The organism is Leisingera sp. SA32 (assembly GCF_056033425.1).
Genome location: NZ_JBVYHB010000008.1, coordinates 163,323 through 182,102, shown reverse-complemented (window position 1 = coordinate 182,102; position 18,780 = coordinate 163,323). Strand labels below are relative to the sequence as shown.

General features: G+C 63.4%; 19 protein-coding genes. 6 read left to right on the top strand and 13 right to left on the bottom strand.

Annotation, left to right across the window (positions count from 1 at the left end; all coding sequences use genetic code 11):
• Nucleotides 1–100: 100 nt before the first annotated feature.
• The 12 genes from AC0IPL_RS13565 to AC0IPL_RS13510 form a co-directional block, all read right to left on the bottom strand.
• Nucleotides 101–298, bottom strand: a complete 198-nt coding sequence (locus AC0IPL_RS13565; protein ID WP_474275050.1) for a hypothetical protein — start codon at nt 296–298, stop codon at nt 101–103.
• A gap of 83 nt (nt 299–381) precedes the next feature.
• Entirely contained in the window at nt 382–1,056 is a 675-nt protein-coding gene (locus tag AC0IPL_RS13560; protein ID WP_474275049.1) for a ZIP family metal transporter, read from the bottom strand.
• A 125-nt stretch (nt 1,057–1,181) separates the two neighbouring features.
• Nucleotides 1,182–1,496 (bottom strand): hypothetical protein, encoded by a 315-nt coding sequence (locus AC0IPL_RS13555; protein WP_474275048.1) that lies wholly within the window; start codon nt 1,494–1,496, stop codon nt 1,182–1,184.
• Nucleotides 1,497–1,612: 116 nt separating this feature from the next.
• On the bottom strand, nt 1,613–2,392 hold the full coding sequence (locus tag AC0IPL_RS13550) for a succinate dehydrogenase iron-sulfur subunit (RefSeq protein WP_474275047.1): 780 nt from the start codon (nt 2,390–2,392) through the stop codon (nt 1,613–1,615).
• 11 nt (nt 2,393–2,403) lie between these two features.
• On the bottom strand, nt 2,404–4,212 hold the full coding sequence (sdhA, locus tag AC0IPL_RS13545) for a succinate dehydrogenase flavoprotein subunit (RefSeq protein ID WP_474275046.1): 1,809 nt from the start codon (nt 4,210–4,212) through the stop codon (nt 2,404–2,406).
• Between the two features lie 26 nt (nt 4,213–4,238).
• Entirely contained in the window at nt 4,239–4,610 is a 372-nt protein-coding gene (gene sdhD, locus AC0IPL_RS13540) for a succinate dehydrogenase, hydrophobic membrane anchor protein (RefSeq protein WP_474275045.1), read from the bottom strand.
• Between the two features lie 14 nt (nt 4,611–4,624).
• On the bottom strand, nt 4,625–5,014 hold the full coding sequence (gene sdhC, locus AC0IPL_RS13535; protein WP_474275044.1) for a succinate dehydrogenase, cytochrome b556 subunit: 390 nt from the start codon (nt 5,012–5,014) through the stop codon (nt 4,625–4,627).
• 193 nt (nt 5,015–5,207) lie between these two features.
• A complete protein-coding gene (locus tag AC0IPL_RS13530; protein ID WP_474275043.1) occupies nt 5,208–5,909 on the bottom strand; it encodes a DUF1194 domain-containing protein in 702 nt (233 codons plus the stop codon).
• Nucleotides 5,910–6,029: 120 nt separating this feature from the next.
• A complete protein-coding gene (locus AC0IPL_RS13525) occupies nt 6,030–7,061 on the bottom strand; it encodes a MaoC family dehydratase (protein WP_474275042.1) in 1,032 nt (343 codons plus the stop codon).
• Nucleotides 7,061–7,264, bottom strand: coding sequence for a DUF1737 domain-containing protein (locus AC0IPL_RS13520; RefSeq protein WP_474275041.1), 204 nt, complete (start codon nt 7,262–7,264; stop codon nt 7,061–7,063). Before AC0IPL_RS13520 ends, AC0IPL_RS13525 begins: the two co-directional genes overlap by 1 nt.
• 4 nt (nt 7,265–7,268) lie before the next feature.
• Nucleotides 7,269–7,817, bottom strand: a complete 549-nt coding sequence (locus tag AC0IPL_RS13515; protein WP_474275040.1) for an NnrU family protein — start codon at nt 7,815–7,817, stop codon at nt 7,269–7,271.
• A 34-nt stretch (nt 7,818–7,851) separates the two neighbouring features.
• A complete protein-coding gene (locus tag AC0IPL_RS13510; protein WP_474275039.1) occupies nt 7,852–8,706 on the bottom strand; it encodes an HpcH/HpaI aldolase/citrate lyase family protein in 855 nt (284 codons plus the stop codon).
• 348 nt (nt 8,707–9,054) lie between these two features.
• On the opposite strand from AC0IPL_RS13510, the gene AC0IPL_RS13505 reads away from it, so the two are divergent.
• Nucleotides 9,055–9,369, top strand: a complete 315-nt coding sequence (locus AC0IPL_RS13505) for a hypothetical protein (protein ID WP_474275038.1) — start codon at nt 9,055–9,057, stop codon at nt 9,367–9,369.
• 83 nt (nt 9,370–9,452) lie between these two features.
• Here AC0IPL_RS13505 and AC0IPL_RS13500 read toward each other — a convergent pair whose 3' ends face one another.
• Nucleotides 9,453–10,202, bottom strand: coding sequence for a sulfite exporter TauE/SafE family protein (locus AC0IPL_RS13500; RefSeq protein ID WP_474275037.1), 750 nt, complete (start codon nt 10,200–10,202; stop codon nt 9,453–9,455).
• Nucleotides 10,203–10,364: 162 nt separating this feature from the next.
• On the opposite strand from AC0IPL_RS13500, the gene mdh reads away from it, so the two are divergent.
• The 5 genes from mdh to odhB all read left to right on the top strand — a co-directional run bounded on the left by mdh (nt 10,365) and on the right by odhB (nt 18,581).
• Complete coding sequence (gene mdh, locus AC0IPL_RS13495) at nt 10,365–11,327, top strand: malate dehydrogenase (protein ID WP_474275036.1); 963 nt, start codon at nt 10,365–10,367, stop codon at nt 11,325–11,327.
• Between the two features lie 304 nt (nt 11,328–11,631).
• Nucleotides 11,632–12,825: an ADP-forming succinate--CoA ligase subunit beta gene (gene sucC / locus AC0IPL_RS13490; protein WP_474275035.1), complete on the top strand. Its 1,194-nt coding sequence runs from the start codon at nt 11,632–11,634 to the stop codon at nt 12,823–12,825.
• A gap of 85 nt (nt 12,826–12,910) precedes the next feature.
• On the top strand, nt 12,911–13,795 hold the full coding sequence (gene sucD / locus AC0IPL_RS13485) for a succinate--CoA ligase subunit alpha (RefSeq protein WP_474275034.1): 885 nt from the start codon (nt 12,911–12,913) through the stop codon (nt 13,793–13,795).
• A 267-nt stretch (nt 13,796–14,062) separates the two neighbouring features.
• On the top strand, nt 14,063–17,014 hold the full coding sequence (locus tag AC0IPL_RS13480; protein ID WP_474275033.1) for a 2-oxoglutarate dehydrogenase E1 component: 2,952 nt from the start codon (nt 14,063–14,065) through the stop codon (nt 17,012–17,014).
• A gap of 13 nt (nt 17,015–17,027) precedes the next feature.
• The gene (gene odhB, locus AC0IPL_RS13475) at nt 17,028–18,581 is read left to right on the top strand and encodes a 2-oxoglutarate dehydrogenase complex dihydrolipoyllysine-residue succinyltransferase (protein ID WP_474275032.1); all 1,554 of its coding nucleotides are present in this window, start codon (nt 17,028–17,030) and stop codon (nt 18,579–18,581) included.
• The last annotated feature ends 199 nt before the right edge of the window (nt 18,582–18,780 follow it).

Sequence of the window (18,780 nt, the reverse complement as noted above, 5' to 3'; positions counted from 1 at the left end):
TCCCCCCCCCCCCCCCCCCCCCCCCCCCCCCCCCCCCCCAAGGCCGCACGGAAGGTGCTCCGGCGCAGCCGGGGCGCCTGCGGGCGCGGGAGATCACCGTTCAGGGGCGGCGCTTCGGATTGCGGCAGATCACAGGCGCTGCCTCGCCCTCCTGCACCGCGCCACAATAGAGGCAGCGCCACTGGGCCTGCGCACGCTGCTGTCGCCAGCGGCAGTTGCGGGTCAGGCTGGTGCTGCGGCGGCGCCACAGGAAATAGGCCAGCACGCCGGCCAGCAAGAGCAGAAGAAGTACGGGCATGCCGCCTGTCTAGGCGCTGTTCACCCACAGCTCAAGCCTGCCTCGCGCCGTCATACCTGACATGCATCGCCTTGCGGCAGCCGTCAGGCGATCAGCATCTCGCCTGCCAGCCCCAGTGCAAAGCCCGCAACCGCACCCAGCGCAGGCAGGGCTTGGCGATCGGAGTGCGCCTTGGGGGCAATGTCCTGAAACAACAGATACAGGATGCCACCCGCGGCAAAGATCATGATGCCGCCCAGCAGCCCCGGCGCTTCAGCCAGCCAGAACATACCCGCCAGCGCACACAGCGGCCCCAGCGCCGCGAGGCCCAGAAACACCAGCAAGACATGCCAAGCCGGGCTGTCGCCCTGCGGCGGGGAATCCCGGCGAATCTCGCGAAAAGCGGCAAAACCTTCGGGCAGGTTTTGCAGAAAGATCATCAGCGCCAGCAGCCGCGCGGTTGCGGCATCCGCCACCAGCATCGCCCCCAGTGCCATCGCCTCCGGCACGTAATCCAGCAGCATTGCCAGCAGCAAGGCACCGCTGCCGCCGCGCCGCTGTAGCATCACATCCACCGCGAAGAACACCGCACCGCCTGCCACGAACAGTGCCACCGCCAACAGCGCAGGCAGCGCCTTCGCAGCTTCCGGCACCAGTACCAGCGCCACGGCCGAGACCAGCGCGCCGCCGCCGAAGGCTGCGATCAGATGCAGCACCTCGTCGCGCAGCGCCGGGCTGCGGATATGCTCGCGCGTGGCAAGGAACCCTCCGAGCGGCATTGCCAGACCAGCAAGACCGGCAAGAAGCATGGCGGAAAAAACAGGTTGCATGACCGCAGGTTAGGGCGGCCTGCGCCGTCACTCAACCGCATATTGCCCACCCACCCCGGGCCACAGGCCACCGCCTAGGCGTTCAGGCAGGCCGTCATCTGCGCGGCCTGATCGGCACGCAGCGTCGGGCCGGGGCGCACTTCGCGCAGCACCGTTGTGCCCGGCCCGTGGCCGATCACTTCGGTCCAGACCCTGTAACCGCCGGTCACGCCTGCCTCTGCGGCGCAGCCGGGCAGCCGCGCATCCGAGGCCGCCAGCTGTGCGCCCAGGTTGTCGTTGTCCGCCGCCGACATGCAGCCCGACAGCGCCGCCACGGCGCCAAGCGCTGTCAGGGTCCGGGTCCGGGTCCGGGTCGAGGTTCGGGACGGGGTCAGGATCCGAAACCGCATTGCGGTCCTCCGCCTGTTGACGCTGCAAAAAACATGCCCCCGGTTTCGCAGGAAACCGGGGGCCATGCAAATCTCACCTTCGGCCGACGGCGGAACCTCGCGCCCCGCATGCCGGTTCACACGGTGCGTTCTACCATCATCTTCTTGATGTGCGAGATCGCCTTGGCCGGGTTCAGACCCTTGGGGCAAGTTTTTGCACAGTTCATGATGGTGTGGCAGCGGTACAGCTTGAACGGGTCTTCCAGCTGGTCCAGCCGTTCCGGCGTCGCCTCGTCGCGGCTGTCGATGATCCAGCGGTAGGCGTGCAGCAGGGCTGCCGGGCCAAGATAACGGTCGCCGTTCCACCAGTAGCTCGGGCAGGCGGTCGAGCAGGAGGCGCACATCACGCACTCATACAGGCCGTCCAGCTTCTTGCGGTCCTCTATCGACTGCTTCCACTCTTTTGCCGGGCGGTTGGTCTTGGTTTCCAGCCAAGGCATGATCGACGCGTGCTGCGCATAGAAATGGGTCAGATCGGGAATAAGATCCTTGACCACCGGCATATGCGGAAGCGGATAGATCGTGACATCGCCCTTCACCTCATCCAGCCCGTAGATACAGGCCAGCGTGTTGATGCCATCGATGTTCATCGCGCAGGACCCGCAAATCCCTTCGCGGCAGGAGCGGCGGAAGGTGAGCGTCGGATCAATCTCGTTCTTGATCTTGATCAGCGCGTCCAGGATCATCGGACCGCATTTGTCCATGTCCAGAAAATAGGTGTCGACCTGCGGGTTTTTCCCGTCATCCGGATTCCAGCGATAGATCTTGAACTTTCGCACATTGGTGGCACCGTCCGGCTTGGGCCAGGTTTTGCCGGTAACCACCTTGGAGTTCTTCGGGAGGCTGAATTGAACCATGATCTGTCTCCTTAGAACGTCCGCGCCTTGGGCGCGATTTTCTTGAGGCTGATGCCGCCTTCGTCTTCGGTGGTCAGCGGATCGGTGACCACCGGACGGAAGCTCAGCTCGACATTGGTGCCTTCGACACGGGACACGGTATGCACCCGCCAGTTCTCGTCGTCGCGCTCGGCGTAATCCTCATGCGCGTGGGCGCCACGGCTTTCCTTGCGCGCCTCGGCGCCGACAATGGTGGCCAAGGCGTTGGGCATCAGGTTGGTCAGCTCCAGCGTCTCCATCAGGTCGGAGTTCCACACCAGAGACCGGTCGGTCACGTGCAGATCATCCAGCTTGGCGGCGATGCTGGTCATCTTCTCGACGCCTTCTTTCAAAGTCTTGTCGGTGCGGAACACCGCCGCATCGGCCTGCATGGTGCGCTGCATTTCCAGCCGCAGATCGGCGGTCGGGATGCCACCCTTGGCGTTGCGCAGACTGTCGAAACGATCAAATGCCTTGTCCACCGACGCCTTGTTCAGCACCGGGTTGGGCGCATCTGCGTCCACAACCTTGCCCGCGCGGATCGCAGAGGCACGGCCGAACACCACCAGGTCGATCAGCGAGTTGGAGCCAAGACGGTTCGCGCCATGCACCGAGGCACAGCCCGCCTCGCCCACAGCCATCAGGCCGGGCACCACGGCGGTCGGATCATCCTCGGTCGGGTTCAGCACCTCGCCCCAATAGTTGGTCGGAATGCCGCCCATGTTGTAATGCACGGTGGGCAGAACCGGGATCGGCTCCTTGGTCACGTCAACACCGGCGAAGATCTTGGCGCTCTCCGAAATCCCCGGCAGCCGCTCTGCCAGCGCTTCGGCGGGCAGGTGGTTCAGATTCAGGTGAATGTGGTCGCCATGCTCGCCCACGCCGCGGCCTTCGCGGATTTCCATGGTCATCGAACGGCTGACATAGTCGCGCGGTGCCAGATCCTTGTACTGCGGCGCGTAGCGCTCCATGAAGCGTTCGCCTTCGGAGTTGGTCAGGTAACCACCTTCGCCGCGCGCGCCCTCGGTAATCAGGCAGCCGGACCCGTAGATGCCGGTCGGGTGGAACTGCACGAACTCCATGTCCTGCAACGCGAGACCTGCGCGCGCCACCATACCGCCGCCGTCGCCGGTGCAGGTATGCGCCGAGGTGGCCGAGAAATATGCACGGCCATAGCCGCCCGTTGCCAGCACGACCATCTTGGCGTTGAAGACATGCATGGTGCCATCATCGAGCTTCCAGCAGACTACACCTTGGCACTGCCCGTCCTCGGACATGATCAGGTCGATGGCGAAATATTCAATATAGAACTCGGCGTTGTTCTTCAGCGACTGTCCATACAGCGTGTGCAGGATCGCATGGCCGGTCCGGTCAGCGGCAGCGCAGGTGCGCTGCACCGCCGGGCCTTCGCCGAATTCGGTGGTGTGACCACCAAAGGGGCGCTGATAGATCTTGCCTTCTTCGGTCCGGCTGAACGGCACGCCATAGTGCTCCAGCTCATATACCGCCTTGGGGGCTTCGCGCGCCAGGTACTCCATCGCGTCGGTGTCGCCCAGCCAGTCGGAGCCCTTCACCGTGTCATACATGTGCCACTGCCAGTGGTCCGGTCCCATGTTGGACAGCGAGGCGGCGATGCCGCCCTGTGCCGCCACCGTGTGCGAGCGGGTCGGGAAAACCTTGGTCACACAGGCGGTGCGCAGGCCCTGCTCGGCCATGCCCAGCGTCGCCCGCAGACCGGCGCCGCCGGCGCCCACCACCACGACATCATAGTCGTGGGTTTCATATTCATATGCTGCTGTCATCGTTTCTGTTCCTTACCGCGCATATATCAGAGGGCGAGTTTCACGAGGGCAAAAAGACCCGCCGCAATCAGCGTGTAGGCAAAGGCCGACACCGCCACCAGGGCCAGCTTTTGCGCCACCCCATGCACGTAATCTTCAATTGCCTCCTGCGCCTCGCGCAGCAGGTGCAACAGGATCACCACCAAGCTCAGGCCCAGGACGATCGCCGGGAAGGGACGGCTGAAATAGGCCAACACCTCGGCGTGGCTGCCGCCCAGCGCGCTACCAAAGACAAAGATGAACAGCGGCACCAGCGGCACCAGCAGGATAGAGCTGACAATCATCTGCCAATGGTGATGGGTGCCGGTGCCCCCAGCTCCCAGGCCTTGAGCGCGCTTGCGGTCCGTCAAAAATTGCATGTGAAGCCCCTTTTTTACACAACCAGCACGGTCAAAACCGCCAGCACCGTGGCGCCGATGAACATGCCCCAGCCCATCTTCTCCGAAACAGACACCTCCAGGCAGTAGCCGAAGTCCCAGATCACGTGACGCAGACGGCCCAGCATGTGATACCAAAGCGCCCATGCGCCGCCCAGCAGCACCAGATCGCCCAACCAGCTGCGCAGCAGCCCGTCGATAAAGGCAAAGGCGGTTTCGGATGTAGCGGCGGCCAGCAGCCACCACACCACCAGCACGGCAAGGGTCAGGGCCGCAAGGGCGGTAATACGGACCATGATCGACGACATGGAGGTCATCTGGGGCCGGTAGTATGGCCCGATCATGAATGGCGAAAGCGGGCGGTTGCCCCGATTGACATCGGCCATGTTGGCTCCTTTCCGGTTGGCTGACGACGTTTTAGCCGATTTTCACGGCATGTCACCCGAAGGAAGGATTAAAACACGCCGGAAATCGTGTCGGTGGCGCGAAAAGACCACGAGTTGTGATCACACAAAATATTTAGTGATCACAAAACAAGGGTTTGGATATTCTTTGCAGAATCAGGTGCCAAATTGCAAATCACTGCAAAGCTGCCCCGCTGCTGCCGTCCCCCGGCCCCAACGCCGCGGTCTGCCGGGCCACCTCGCGCACCAGCTTCTTGCGGATCCGCGCCGGATAATCGGCAAAGCTGGCAGCTGTGACCACAAACGCCCCCTCACCCCGGATCACGTTTTCAAAAAAATAGGCCGTAAGCCCCGGTTCGCTCTGCTCGATGGCAATGGCGTTCACCGTGACCCCCGCTGCCGCCAACGCGCCATGCGCCGCGCGCGGCTCCACGCCCTCGTTGGAATAACCGTCGCCGGAAATGTCGATCACCCGGCGGCTGCAGTCCGGCACCGCATCGAACTGCTCCAGCGCCAGAAACAACGCCTCGCCAACCGCGGTGGAATAATTGCGCCAGGGGCGCGGAGCCACCTCAATCCGCTGCGCCAGCACCTCGACCTCTGCAAAGCTGCGGATCTGCACCCAGTCCAGCGTGACCTCCTGCCGCGAGCGACCGGACCACTGCATCAGCAACACCTGCGCCCGCGCCCGCACCAGCGCCTCGGAGACCACACCATCGCGCAGGCCCGCCGCCAGCCCGTCCATCTGCACCCGGTATTCGTCAGCATCCACCGACCCGGAGACATCCACCGCCAACACCAACGCCAAATCGCAGGCCGCCGCCCGCAGCGGCCCGCTGAGACCCAGTACCAAAACCACCAGCTGCAAAACCCGCATACCCCAGCCTAACCGCCACCGCCGCGGCGGGTCACGCCTTTTCTGGTGTCTCTTTCTGAGCGAAAATGCTCCGGGGGTGAGCAGGCCGCGCCTGCGAGGGGGCAGCGCCCCCTGCCGACCTCACAGCGGCATCAAGGCCCAGTAATCCAGATCCAGCAGCACATCCGGCAAATATTTTCCGTCGGCGCCTTTTAATTCAAACGGCGCGCCGCCCTTGGTCGCCACCAGCCGCAGGCGGATTGCACCAACGCCGGGTGCCGCGGTCTCGGCCTTGTCCAACACCTCGGACCAGGCCCGCACCGTCATGCCCGAGAGGCACGGATTGGCATGCGCACCGCCGTTCAAACCCACGATCATCTGCGCATTGGCCAAGCCATTGAAGCTCAGCGCCCGCGCCAAGGAGATCACATGCCCGCCATAGATCAGACGCGTGCCATCAGGCCGCGCCGTCGTGTCGAAATGAACCTTGGCGGTGTTCTGCCACAGGCGGGTGGCCAGCATATGTTCGGCTTCCTCAACGGTGACGCCGTCGACATGGTCGATCCGCTCACCCACCGTGTAGTCGCCCCAGCTGTGCGGCTCACCGGCCAGCGTGAAATCATAATTGCTGAAATCCAGCCCCGCCGGGATCACCAGCTGGTCCGCCGGGATCACCTTGCTCAGCTCCGGGATTACGGTCTCAGGTGCCGGCGCCTCCAGGTCGCCTTTGCGCACCATCACCCAGCGCACATATTCCAGCACGCAGTCGCCGCGCTGGTTCAACCCACGGGTGCGCACATAGACCACGCCGGATTTGCCGCTGGAGTTCTGCTTCAGCCCGATCACCTCGGATTCTGCCCGCAGTGTATCACCGGGATAGACCGGCCGCAGCCAGCGCCCCTCGCCGTAGCCGAGGTTTGCCAGCGCGTTCAGACTGATGTCCGGCACCGTTTTGCCGAACACCAGATGAAACGCCGCCAGATCATCCAGCGGCGCCGACGGCAGACCAACCCCGCGCGCGAACTCATCCGAGGAATACAGCGCATGCCGCGCGGGATACAGCGCATGATACAGCGCCCGCTCACCGCCCGACACCGTGCGCGGCACCGCGTGGGCGATCACCTCGCCGACAGTGTAATCCTCGAAAAAGCGGCCCGGGTTGGTCTTGGCCATCAGTGTTCTCCCAGTTTGGTCTCAGGGGTGTAGGTTCCGTCGACGACCTTCACCACCGCCTGACCGCAGCGCATGATCCCCTTCACGGGATCAAAGGTCTGGGTCGGGCTGCCATGCAGCTCCCAGCCCTTGTTCAGCGCATCGGTCACCTTGTGGCAAAAGGCAGATGTGTCGTCCTCAGATAGAAATCGATAAAGTTTCATGCGGTTATCCTCCAAAGGGCGATGGCCCGATCATCCCGTGCACGTAGCCAATCACGCCCAGCAGCACAATCGACCCCGCCAGGAACATGCCGTCCTTGGCCCATGTGCCCTTGGGGCCGGGCTGCCACTCAGGCTCTCTGCGGTTGATAACGATCACCTCAACCACCGCCCAGGCCAGCAGACCGCCGAACAGCACAAACGACGCCAGATCCCAGTTCACCAGCAGATGCGCCAGCGCCCACAGCTTGAACCCCGCCAGCATCGGATGCCGCATACCATGCAGCAGCGCGCCCTTTTTTGGCGCCGGGCTCATCAGGAAGATGGCGATCAGCACCAGCAGGTTGTTGATGTGGCGCAGCATCGGTGGCACCGCGGCGATGTCGTAATATTCGGCACTGCGGTAGCCGATTACCATCAGCACGATCGACAACAGCAGCGCCAGCGCCACCAGTGGGCGCCCCTTGCTGCCCAGCGATGCGCGCATATCCGGGGCCAGCCGCTTGAACAGATGCGCCCCCCACCATAGCAATAGTCCCAGGATCAGTAACGCCATTGCGGCCTCCCTCAGATGTTAATTTGATTAACACCTATGCGGAAAGCGCAGCGATTGCATCCGCTTTTGCCAGAATTTCGCGCGCCGTGGCCACATGCAGGTTCTCGACGATCTTGCCATCCACAACGGCCACCCCCTGACCTTCGGCCTCTGCCGCCTCAAAGGCCGCGATCTGACGCCTTGCCAGGTCGATTTCTCCCTCTGAGGGCGCAAAGGCCGCATTCGCGACCTCCACCTGCGCGGGGTGGATCAACGTCTTGCCATCAAAACCCATGTCGCGACCCTGTTCACATTCCGCCGCCAGCCCCTCGGCATCCTTGAAGGCGTTGTAGACGCCATCGACAATCACCACGTCTTCGGCCTTGGCGGCCAGCAGGCACAGGCCCAGCCCTGCCATCATCGGCAATCGGTCCGCGCGGAAGCGGCATCGCAGCTCCTTGGCCAAGTCATTGGTGCCCATCACCATACCCTGCAATTTGGGATGCCCCGCAATCGCCGCCGCGTTCAGCATACCGCGCGGGGTCTCCATCATCGCCCACAGGGGCACATCGCCGGTGATCGCAGCCAGCGCGTCCAGATCCGCAGGGTCGTTCACCTTGGGCAGAAGAATCGCATCGCAGTTCATCTGCGCCGCCGCTCCGGCATCCGCCCGGCCCCATGCCGTGTCGAGCCCGTTGATCCGCACGATCTTCATCCGCGCGCCATAGCCATCCGCCGTGAGCGCCTCTGCCAGACAGGCGCGAGCTTTGTCTTTTTCCTCTGGCGACACCGCATCCTCCAGATCAAAGATCACCGCATCCACCGGCAAGCCCCGCGCCTTTTCCAGCGCCCGCGGCTTGGAGCCGGGAATGTACAGAACCGATCGGTAAGGGCGGGTGCGAGCATCCATGGCGGGTCTCCAAAAGTTATTTTGTTGCGCAAACGGCTATAGATTCGGTTTCAACCTTTCAAGTGAAATTCTGCCGCAGCGCAGCAACCACATCTGCCAAATCCCCTCAAGATACTGTAAAATATCGTGAATTTTTGGCGCTCGCCGGGTTAACCACTTATCAGCACCTGTCCGGCACAGTGAATGTCACCAAGGCACAGAAAATCGCCGCCCTCACCGGCCGCAGCTGATGCCCGCAGGCACGGGGTCTGCATCTACAACAACGTCACTCACCGGCCCGCGCAGGGATGCCGGGGGCTGCCTTCCGGCCCCTGCCCTGTCCAGCCGTTCCGGAAAGGGTAAAACAGGATGAAACAAATATTCTTTGCACTGCCAGCAGCCCTCGCCGCGCTGACGCTGACAACCGCACAGGCCACCGCGCAAAGCCGCAAATGCGCGCCGCGCGACATGGTTGTGAAACGGCTGGCAGAAAAATATGGCGAAAGCCGCCAGAACATCGGCATGGGACAACAGGGCATCGTGATGGAGACCTTCGTTTCCGGAGAGACCGGCAGCTGGACGATCATCGTGACCACCCCCAACGGGATGACCTGCCTCGTGGCCTCTGGCCAAGCTTATGAGACATTGGCGGAGGCGCTGCCTCAGCCCGGCGACGACGCCTGACCCGCTTGCCGCGCTAGGTCAATTCGCCAGCGCACCGTTCTTGTGGCCGGGGAAGCCGCAACGGGCTGTGCCTGACCTTGCTGTCAGGCCAGCCCATTCCAGATTAGCTTGGTGCCGGTCACCGTCAGCAGCACATAGGTCAGCGCGAAGAACCAGCGCTCCGGCATCCGGTGATGCAGCCAAACCCCCAGGAAGGCGCCTAGCAGCGCAAAGGGGGCCAGCATCAGATCCATCAACAGGGTCTCGCGGGTGAACAGCCCCAGCCCCGCATAGGGCACCGCCTTGGCTAGGTTGATCGCCCAGAAGACCAGCACGGTACTGGCCTGATACTCGGTCTTTCGCAGCCTGAGGCTGAGCAGGTAAACCGCTGCCGGTGGCCCACCTGCATGGCTGACGAAACTGGTAAACCCGACCACTAGCCCGGCCAAGGCGCCCGCGACCCGTCCCAGCGGGCGGGCCGCGGCCACCGGCCAGCCCAGCCTGCCGCGCAGCTGCCACAGCACAAACCCCACGGACACCGCGCCGATCAGCACCCGCATCACATCGGCGTCCACGGAGGTATAGAGCCACGCCCCCAGCGCGACGCCGGGCAGCCCACCGGCAATCAGCAGTAGCGCCGCGCGCAGATTCCAGCGCCCCCAATAGGGTTTGAGCGACGCCAGATCGACCAGCATCAGCAGCGGCAGCATGAGAGCCAGCGCCGTGCCCGGCTCCAGCACCAGCGCCAGAATCGTGGCCGAGGCGAAGGCCGCACCCGATCCAAATCCGCTTTTGGACACGCCCGCGAACAGCACCGCCGGCACCGCAAAGGCGAATATCGTCACGTCCAGCACCGGCCTGCCCTCCCTGAAACCCTTGTTTTCAAATCGCACTTGCCGCGAATTTTCGGCATACGCAAGTATACCGCACACCTTGCCGCAGCGCAGAACACTTGCACCAAACCCCGATTGGACGTAGGCATCAGGAAATTTCAACCGGACCGGAGACTTTTCCCAATGGCACGACCCAAAATCGCCCTCATCGGCGCAGGTCAGATCGGCGGCACCCTCGCACATCTCGCAGCTCTCAAGGAACTGGGCGACGTCGTTCTGTTCGACATTGCCGAAGGCACCCCCGAAGGCAAGGCGCTGGACATCGCAGAATCCGGTCCTTCCGAAGGCTTCGACGCTTCCCTCAAGGGCACCCAGTCCTATGAGGACATCGCCGGCGCCGATGTCTGCATCGTCACCGCAGGTGTGCCACGCAAGCCCGGCATGAGCCGCGATGACCTGCTGGGCATCAACCTAAAGGTGATGAAATCCGTCGGCGAAGGCATCCGCGACCACGCGCCGAACGCCTTTGTCATCTGCATCACCAACCCGCTGGACGCGATGGTCTGGGCGCTGCGCGAATTCTCCGGCCTGCCGCACAACAAGGTCTGCGGCATGGCCGGCGTGCTGGATTCCGCCCGCTTCCGCCACTTCCTGGCCGAGGAATTCAACGTCTCCATGAAAGACGTCACCGCCTTCGTGCTGGGCGGCCACGGCGACACCATGGTGCCGTCGGTGCGCTACTCCACCGTGGCCGGCATCCCGCTGCCCGACCTGGTCAAGATGGGCTGGACCAGCCAGGAGAAACTCGATGCGATCGTGCAGCGCACCCGTGACGGCGGCGCCGAGATCGTCGGCCTGCTGAAGACCGGCTCCGCCTTCTACGCGCCCGCCACCGCGGCGATCGAGATGGCCGAAGCCTTCCTCAAGGACCAGAAGCGCGTGCTGCCCTGCGCCGCCTATTGCGACGGCGAGCTGGGCGTCAAAGGCATGTATGTGGGCGTGCCCACCGTGATCGGCGCCGGTGGCATCGAAAAGATCGTCAACATTCAGCTGACCGCGGAAGAACAGTCCATGTTCGACAGCTCGGTCAGCGCCGTCAAAGGCTTGGTTGACGCTTGCAAAGGCATCGACAACTCGCTGGCCTAAACCTGCGCACAATCAGCTTCGTTTCGGGCCCGCCATTGGCGGGCCCGTTTCACTTTCGGACCACCGCATCCCCGCATGCCATGGCGTTTTAATGTCTTGCGGTAACATCTGACCGCTGCGCGCAACGCATCGAATCACGGACGCCGCCGCATCGTGAGTTTGTGATCACACCCTCAAAACCTGTGATCACAAAAGCAGAAAATCTTCGACATTTCCCCGCTTTGTGTCAAAAAAGCCTTTAACACTTGGCGCTATGACGGCCTATAAATCGACAGACAATTGCAGCCAGACGGGACCGTTTCACATGAACATCCACGAATATCAGGCCAAAGCCCTTCTTCGCAGCTATGGCGCGCCAGTGTCCGACGGGCGCGTGGTGCTGAAGGCAGAAGAGGCCAAGACCGCAGCCGGTGAACTGGACGGGCCCCTCTGGGTCGTCAAAGCCCAGATCCACGCGGGCGGCCGCGGCAAGGGCTCCTTCAAGCAGGCTGATGCCGGCGAAAAAGGCGGCGTGCGCCTGACCAAATCGGTGGAAGAAGCCGCCGAAGAAGCCAAGAAGATGCTGGGCCGCACCCTCGTCACCCATCAGACCGGCCCGGCCGGCAAGCAGGTGAACCGCATCTACATCGAGGCCGGTTCCGGCATCAAAACCGAGCTGTACCTGGCGCTGCTGGTGGACCGCCAGACCTCGCGCATCTCCTTTGTCTGCTCGACCGAGGGCGGCATGGACATCGAGGAAGTGGCCGAAGCCACCCCCGAGAAGATCCTGTCCTTCTCCGTTGATCCGGCCACCGGCTACCAGCCCTACCACGGCCGCCGCATCGCCTTCTCGCTCGGCCTCGAGGGCGCGCAGATCAAGCAGTGCGTCAAACTGATGGGCCAGCTCTACAAAGCCTTCGTCGAGAAGGACATGGAAATGCTGGAGATCAACCCGCTGATCGTGGCGGACGACAACAACCTGAAGGTGCTGGACGCCAAGGTGGGCTTTGACGGCAACGCGGTCTACCGCCACGCCGACATCGCCGAACTGCGCGACACCACCGAGGAAGACCCCAAGGAACTCGAAGCCTCCAAGTACGACCTGAACTACATCGCGCTCGACGGTGAGATCGGCTGCATGGTGAACGGCGCGGGCCTGGCGATGGCCACCATGGACATCATCAAGCTGTATGGCGCCGAGCCTGCCAACTTCCTCGACGTGGGCGGTGGTGCGACCAAGGAGAAGGTGACCGAAGCCTTCAAGATCATCACCTCCGACCCCAACGTCAAAGGCATCCTGGTGAACATCTTCGGCGGCATCATGCGCTGCGACGTGATCGCCGAGGGCGTGGTCGCCGCGGTCAAGGAAGTCGGCCTGAAAGTGCCGCTGGTTGTCCGCCTCGAAGGCACCAACGTCGATGCGGGCAAGGAGATCATCAACAACTCCGGCCTCGACGTCATTGCCGCCGACAACCTGTCCGACGGTGCCGAGAAGATCGTGAAAGCGGTCAAAGGCTAATCCCGATTTTCCGTGGGGCGGGCTCCGGCCCGTCTTTCCGTAGAATTCTGGCAGGTTTCGCCTGCCTAAAACAGGAGAACGCCAAATGGCAGTCCTCATCGACGAAAACACCAAGGTCATCTGTCAGGGCTTCACCGGCTCGCAGGGCACTTTCCACTCCGAACAGGCCATCGCCTACGGCACCAAGATGGTCGGCGGCGTCACCCCCGGCAAAGGTGGCCAGACCCACCTGAACCTGCCGGTTTTCAACTCCGTGCATGAAGCCAAGCACGTGACCGAGGCGAATGCCTCCGTGATCTATGTGCCGCCGCCGTTCGCCGCCGATTCCATCCTTGAGGCGATCGACGCCGAAATGGAGCTGATCGTCTGCATCACCGAAGGCATCCCGGTTCTGGACATGATGAAGGTGAAGCGCGCGCTGGAAGGCAGCAAATCCCTTCTGATCGGCCCGAACTGCCCCGGCGTCATCACGCCCGACGCCTGCAAAATCGGCATCATGCCCGGCCACATCCACAAGCGTGGCTCCGTCGGCGTTGTGTCCCGCTCCGGCACCCTGACCTATGAAGCGGTGAAGCAGACCGCCGACATCGGTCTGGGCCAGTCCACTGCCGTGGGCATCGGCGGCGACCCGATCAAGGGCACCGAGCACATCGACGTGCTGGACATGTTCCTGGATGATCCGGAAACCGAATCCATCATCATGATCGGTGAAATCGGTGGCTCCGCCGAAGAAGAGGCCGCAGCCTTCCTCGCCGAGCAGAAGAAGAAAGGCCGCTGGAAGCCGACCGCAGGCTTCATCGCCGGGCGCACCGCCCCTCCGGGCCGCCGCATGGGCCACGCGGGCGCGATTGTCGCCGGCGGCAAAGGTGGTGCCGAGGACAAGATCGAAGCGATGAAATCCGCAGGTATCGTCGTCGCCGACAGCCCGGCAGGTCTGGGCGAAGCCGTTCTGAAAGCGATCGGCAAGTAAGATGTCCGCGGCAGCGCACCATGGCCAGATCCAGCGCCCGTCTTTATGGCGGGCGCTGCTTATGCGGCCTGCGGCGCTGCCGTCGACTGCGGCTCGGCGACTGCCCCGCCGAACGCCGGATACTGCTGTTGATGCGGCCCATCGGGCCGCATCTGCTGTGCGATCCATACCGCACTTCACTTGATTGAAACCTGTGCAGGCCACCCTGCCCCGGCCCTGGCCCCGGCCTTTTCTGATTTACGGTCCCAACCCGCACGAGGCACTTAAATGACCGACCAAAGCCCCAACGACCAGTTCCACGCCTCCTCCTTCATGCAGGGGCACAATGCGGAGTATCTGGAGCAGCTTTACGCCCAATACGCCAATGACCCGAACGCGGTGGATGCCGCTTGGGCTGAGTTCTTTCGCCAGATGGGCGATGCCGACCTTGACGTGAAGGCAGAGGCCACCGGCCCCTCCTGGGCGCGCGGCGACTGGCCGCCTGCGCCGCAGGACGATCTGACCGGCGCGCTGACAGGCGAATGGCCGGCCCCGGAAGAGGCCAAAAGCGCGGGCGAGAAAATCAAGGAAAAGGCCGCCAAGACCGGCGTCGAGCTGACCGACGACCAGGTGCAGCGCGCGGTGCTGGATTCGATCCGTGCCCTGATGCTGATCCGCGCCTACCGGATCCGTGGCCATCTGGCCGCCGATCTGGATCCGCTGGGCATGCGGGCCGCCGCCCGCCACCCGGAGCTGGATCCGAAAACCTACGGTTTCACCGATGCCGACATGGACCGGCCGATCTTCATCGACAACGTGCTGGGGCTTCAGGTTGCCACCATGCGCCAGATCGTCGACATCGTGAAACGCACATATTGTGGCACCTTTGCGCTGCAATACATGCATATCTCCGATCCCGAGCAGTCCGCCTGGCTGAAGGAACGGATCGAAGGCTACGACAAGGAAATCCGCTTCACCCGCGAGGGCCGCAAGGCGATCCTGAACAAGATGGTCGAGGCCGAGGGCTTCGAGAAGTTCCTGCACGTCAAATACACCGGCACCAAGCGCTTTGGTCTCGACGGCGGTGAAAGCCTGATCCCGGCGATGGAGCAGATCATCAAGCGCGGCGGCGCGCTTGGCGTGAAGGACATCGTCATCGGCATGCCGCACCGCGGCCGCCTGTCGGTGCTGGCCAACGTGATGCAGAAGCCCTACCGCGCCATCTTCAACGAATTCCAGGGCGGCAGTTTCAAGCCCGAGGACGTGGATGGCTCCGGCGACGTGAAATACCACCTCGGCGCCTCCTCCGACCGCGAGTTCGACGGCAACAAGGTGCACCTCAGCCTCACCGCCAACCCCTCGCACCTTGAGGCAGTGAACCCGGTGGTTCTGGGCAAGGTCCGCGCCAAACAGGACCAGCTGGGCGACGTCGACCGCACCCAGGTGCTGCCGATCCTGCTGCACGGTGATGCGGCCTTTGCGGGCCAGGGCGTGGTTGCGGAATGTTTTGCCCTGTCGGGTCTGCGCGGCCATAAGGCCGGCGGCACCATGCATATCGTGGTGAACAACCAGATCGGTTTCACCACCGCGCCGCATTTCTCACGCTCCTCGCCTTACCCCACCGACAACGCGCTGGTGGTCGAGGCACCGATCTTCCACGTGAACGGCGACGACCCGGAGGCCGTGGTTCATGCCGCCCGCGTGGCCACCGAGTTCCGCCAGAAATTCCACAAGGACGTGGTGCTGGACATCTTCTGCTACCGCCGGTTTGGTCACAACGAAGGCGATGAGCCGATGTTCACCAACCCGCTCATGTACAAGAAGATCAAGGGCCACAAGACCACGCTCAGCCTCTATACTGATCGACTGGTGCGCGACGGGCTGATCCCCGAGGGCGAGATCGAGGACATGAAGGCCGCCTTCCAAGCGCAGCTGAACGAAGAGTTCGAGGCTGGCAAGGACTACAAGCCCAACAAGGCCGACTGGCTGGATGGTCGCTGGTCGCATCTGGACAAGCAGGACGCCGATTATCAGCGCGGCCGCACCGCGATCGAACCCGACACGATGGCGGAAATCGGCAAGGCGCTCAGCGGCGTGCCCGAGGGCTTCCCGATGCACAAGACCGTCGGTCGGTTCCTGAGCGCGCGCGGCAAAATGTTTGAAACCGGCACCGGCTTTGACTGGGCCACCGGCGAGGCACTGGCCTTTGGCTCGCTGCTGCTTGAGGGCTACCCGGTGCGGCTGTCCGGCCAGGACGCCACCCGCGGCACCTTCTCGCAACGCCATTCCGGCATCGTCAACCAGGAGACCGAGGAACGCTACTACCCGCTCAACAACATCCGTGCGGGCCAGTCGCAATACGAGGTGATCGACTCCGCCCTGTCGGAATACGCGGTGCTGGGTTTTGAGTACGGCTATTCGCTGGCGGAACCCAACGCGCTGACCCTGTGGGAAGCCCAGTTCGGCGACTTCGCCAACGGTGCCCAGATCATGTTCGACCAGTTCGTCTCCTCGGGTGAGTCGAAATGGCTGCGCATGTCCGGCCTGGTCTGCCTGCTGCCGCACGGCTTCGAGGGTCAGGGGCCGGAGCACTCCTCCGCGCGTCTGGAACGCTTCCTGCAAATGTGTGGCCAGGACAACTGGATCGTCGCCAACTGCACCACGCCGGCGAACTACTTCCACATCCTGCGCCGCCAGTTGCACCGCACCTTCCGCAAGCCGCTGGTGCTGATGACCCCGAAATCCCTGCTGCGCCACAAGCTGGCGGTCTCCAACGCCGAGGATTTCACCACCGGGTCCAGCTTCCACCGGGTGCTGTGGGACGATGCGCAGAAAGGCAACTCCGACACCGAACTGGTGGCCGATGACAAGATCAAGCGCGTCGTCATGTGCTCGGGCAAGGTCTACTACGACCTGCTGGAAGAGCGCGACGCCCGCGGCATCGACGACATCTACCTGATGCGGATCGAACAGTTCTATCCCTTCCCCGCCATCTCGATGGTGAAGGAGCTGGAACGCTTCAAGGGGGCGGAGATGATCTGGTGCCAGGAAGAGCCCAAGAACCAGGGGGCCTGGACCTTCATCGAACCCAACATCGAATGGGTGCTGACCCGCATCGGCGCCAAGCACACGCGGCCCGTTTATGTCGGCCGCGCCACCTCGGCCTCGCCCGCGACCGGCCTGGCCAGCGAACACAAAGCCCAACAAGCAGCCCTCGTGAACGAAGCGCTGAGCATCTGAGGAAGACACAGACATGACCACCGAAGTCCGCGTACCCACCCTGGGTGAATCCGTGACCGAGGCCACCGTGGCCACCTGGTTTAAGAAACCCGGCGACAGCGTCAGCGCTGATGAAATGCTCTGCGAGCTGGAAACCGACAAGGTCACCGTCGAGGTGCCCTCCCCCGCCTCCGGCACCCTGGCCGATATCGTCGCCTCCGAAGGCGACACCGTCGGCGTCGACGCGCTGCTGGCCAATATCGCCGAGGAAAGCGCCGCAGGCCCGGAAACCGTCAAGCCCAAGGCCAACGCCCCGGCAACTGCTGAAACCGCGGAGACCTCGGGCGGTGGAGAAGGCAGCACCGACATCATCGTGCCGGCCCTGGGCGAGTCAGTCTCCGAGGCCACCGTCTCTACTTGGTTCAAGAAGGTCGGCGACACCGTCTCTCAGGACGAAATGCTGTGCGAGCTGGAAACGGACAAGGTCTCCGTTGAGGTGCCCGCCCCGGCGGCCGGCGTGCTGGCTGAAATCACCGCAGGCGAAGGTGAAACCGTGGCGGCCTCGGCCAAGCTGGGCGTGATCTCTGGCGGCGCGTCCGGTGCCATCACCCCGGTCCCCACCGAAGCAGAAACCAAGGGCGGCGCTCAGTACGCCCAGCCGCCCGCCGGCCAGGGTGGCCCCGCGAAGGACGTCGCCAACGCGCCTTCTGCCGAAAAGGCGATGGCCGAGGCTGGTCTCAGCGCGGATCAGGTCACCGGCTCGGGCCGCGATGGCCGCATCATGAAGGAAGACGTCGCCGCCGCCGTGGCCGCTGCCAAATCGGCACCTGCTGCCGCGCCTGCTTCGGCACCGGCGCAGGTGCGCGGTCCGGTCAGCGCCGATGACGCCGCGCGCGAGGAACGGGTTAAGATGACCCGCCTGCGCCAAACCATCGCCAAGCGCCTGAAGGACAGCCAGAACACCGCCGCCATGCTGACCACCTACAATGAGGTGGACATGACCGAGGTGATGGCCCTGCGCAAGCAGTACAAGGACCAGTTCGAGAAGAAGCACGGCGTGCGCCTCGGCTTCATGTCCTTCTTCACCAAGGCCTGCTGCCACGCGCTGAAGGAAGTGCCGGAAGTGAACGCCGAGATCGACGGCACCGACATCGTCTACAAGAACTTCGTGCACATGGGCGTTGCTGCCGGTACCCCGACCGGTCTGGTTGTTCCGGTGATCCGTGACGCGGACTCCATGTCCTTTGCCGAGATCGAAAAGGCAATTGCCGAGAAGGGCAAGCGCGCCCGCGACGGGAAGCTGTCGATGGCGGAAATGCAGGGCGGCACCTTCACCATCTCCAATGGCGGTGTCTACGGCTCGCTGATGTCCTCGCCAATCCTGAACCCGCCGCAGTCGGGTATTCTGGGTATGCACAAGATCCAGGACCGCCCGATGGCGATCAACGGCGAAGTGGTGATCCGCCCGATGATGTATCTGGCGCTGAGCTACGACCACCGCATCGTCGACGGCAAGGGCGCCGTGACCTTCCTGGTGCGCGTCAAGGAAGCGCTGGAAGACCCGCGACGCCTGCTGATGGATCTGTAACCAACAGAGGGCAGCGCCCGACCCTGGGTGGGTGCGAAAGCGCCCTCCTGCGGGGAGGGTCGGGCGCTGCCCGGCTATGCCGGGCGGGACAAGGAAATCTGCCAATGGATTTACTCAGCAGGCTTTGCGCCAGATCAGCCGCAACCGGCGTTGGAATTAGCGCCCGCGATTTGAAACCGGCAGCGACTATTGCATTCAA

Bases quoted from the DNA above. Each gene is read 5' to 3' on its own strand.
- sdhD (WP_474275045.1), bottom strand. From the start codon at position 4,610: ATGCAATTTTTGACGGACCGCAAGCGCGCTCAAGGCCTGGGAGCTGGG.
- mdh (WP_474275036.1), top strand. From the start codon at position 10,365: ATGGCACGACCCAAAATCGCCCTCATCGGCGCAGGTCAGATCGGCGGC.
- sdhA (WP_474275046.1), bottom strand. From the start codon at position 4,212: ATGACAGCAGCATATGAATATGAAACCCACGACTATGATGTCGTGGTG.
- AC0IPL_RS13525 (WP_474275042.1), bottom strand. From the start codon at position 7,061: ATGGCCAAGACCAACCCGGGCCGCTTTTTCGAGGATTACACTGTCGGC.
- AC0IPL_RS13555 (WP_474275048.1), bottom strand. From the start codon at position 1,496: ATGCGGTTTCGGATCCTGACCCCGTCCCGAACCTCGACCCGGACCCGG.
- AC0IPL_RS13520 (WP_474275041.1), bottom strand. From the start codon at position 7,264: ATGAAACTTTATCGATTTCTATCTGAGGACGACACATCTGCCTTTTGC.
- AC0IPL_RS13560 (WP_474275049.1), bottom strand. From the start codon at position 1,056: ATGCCGCTCGGAGGGTTCCTTGCCACGCGCGAGCATATCCGCAGCCCG.
- odhB (WP_474275032.1), top strand. From the start codon at position 17,028: ATGACCACCGAAGTCCGCGTACCCACCCTGGGTGAATCCGTGACCGAG.
- AC0IPL_RS13505 (WP_474275038.1), top strand. From the start codon at position 9,055: ATGAAACAAATATTCTTTGCACTGCCAGCAGCCCTCGCCGCGCTGACG.
- AC0IPL_RS13510 (WP_474275039.1), bottom strand. From the start codon at position 8,706: ATGGATGCTCGCACCCGCCCTTACCGATCGGTTCTGTACATTCCCGGC.
- AC0IPL_RS13480 (WP_474275033.1), top strand. From the start codon at position 14,063: ATGACCGACCAAAGCCCCAACGACCAGTTCCACGCCTCCTCCTTCATG.
- sucC (WP_474275035.1), top strand. From the start codon at position 11,632: ATGAACATCCACGAATATCAGGCCAAAGCCCTTCTTCGCAGCTATGGC.
- sdhC (WP_474275044.1), bottom strand. From the start codon at position 5,014: ATGGCCGATGTCAATCGGGGCAACCGCCCGCTTTCGCCATTCATGATC.
- AC0IPL_RS13565 (WP_474275050.1), bottom strand. From the start codon at position 298: ATGCCCGTACTTCTTCTGCTCTTGCTGGCCGGCGTGCTGGCCTATTTC.
- AC0IPL_RS13530 (WP_474275043.1), bottom strand. From the start codon at position 5,909: ATGCGGGTTTTGCAGCTGGTGGTTTTGGTACTGGGTCTCAGCGGGCCG.
- sucD (WP_474275034.1), top strand. From the start codon at position 12,911: ATGGCAGTCCTCATCGACGAAAACACCAAGGTCATCTGTCAGGGCTTC.
- AC0IPL_RS13550 (WP_474275047.1), bottom strand. From the start codon at position 2,392: ATGGTTCAATTCAGCCTCCCGAAGAACTCCAAGGTGGTTACCGGCAAA.
- AC0IPL_RS13515 (WP_474275040.1), bottom strand. From the start codon at position 7,817: ATGGCGTTACTGATCCTGGGACTATTGCTATGGTGGGGGGCGCATCTG.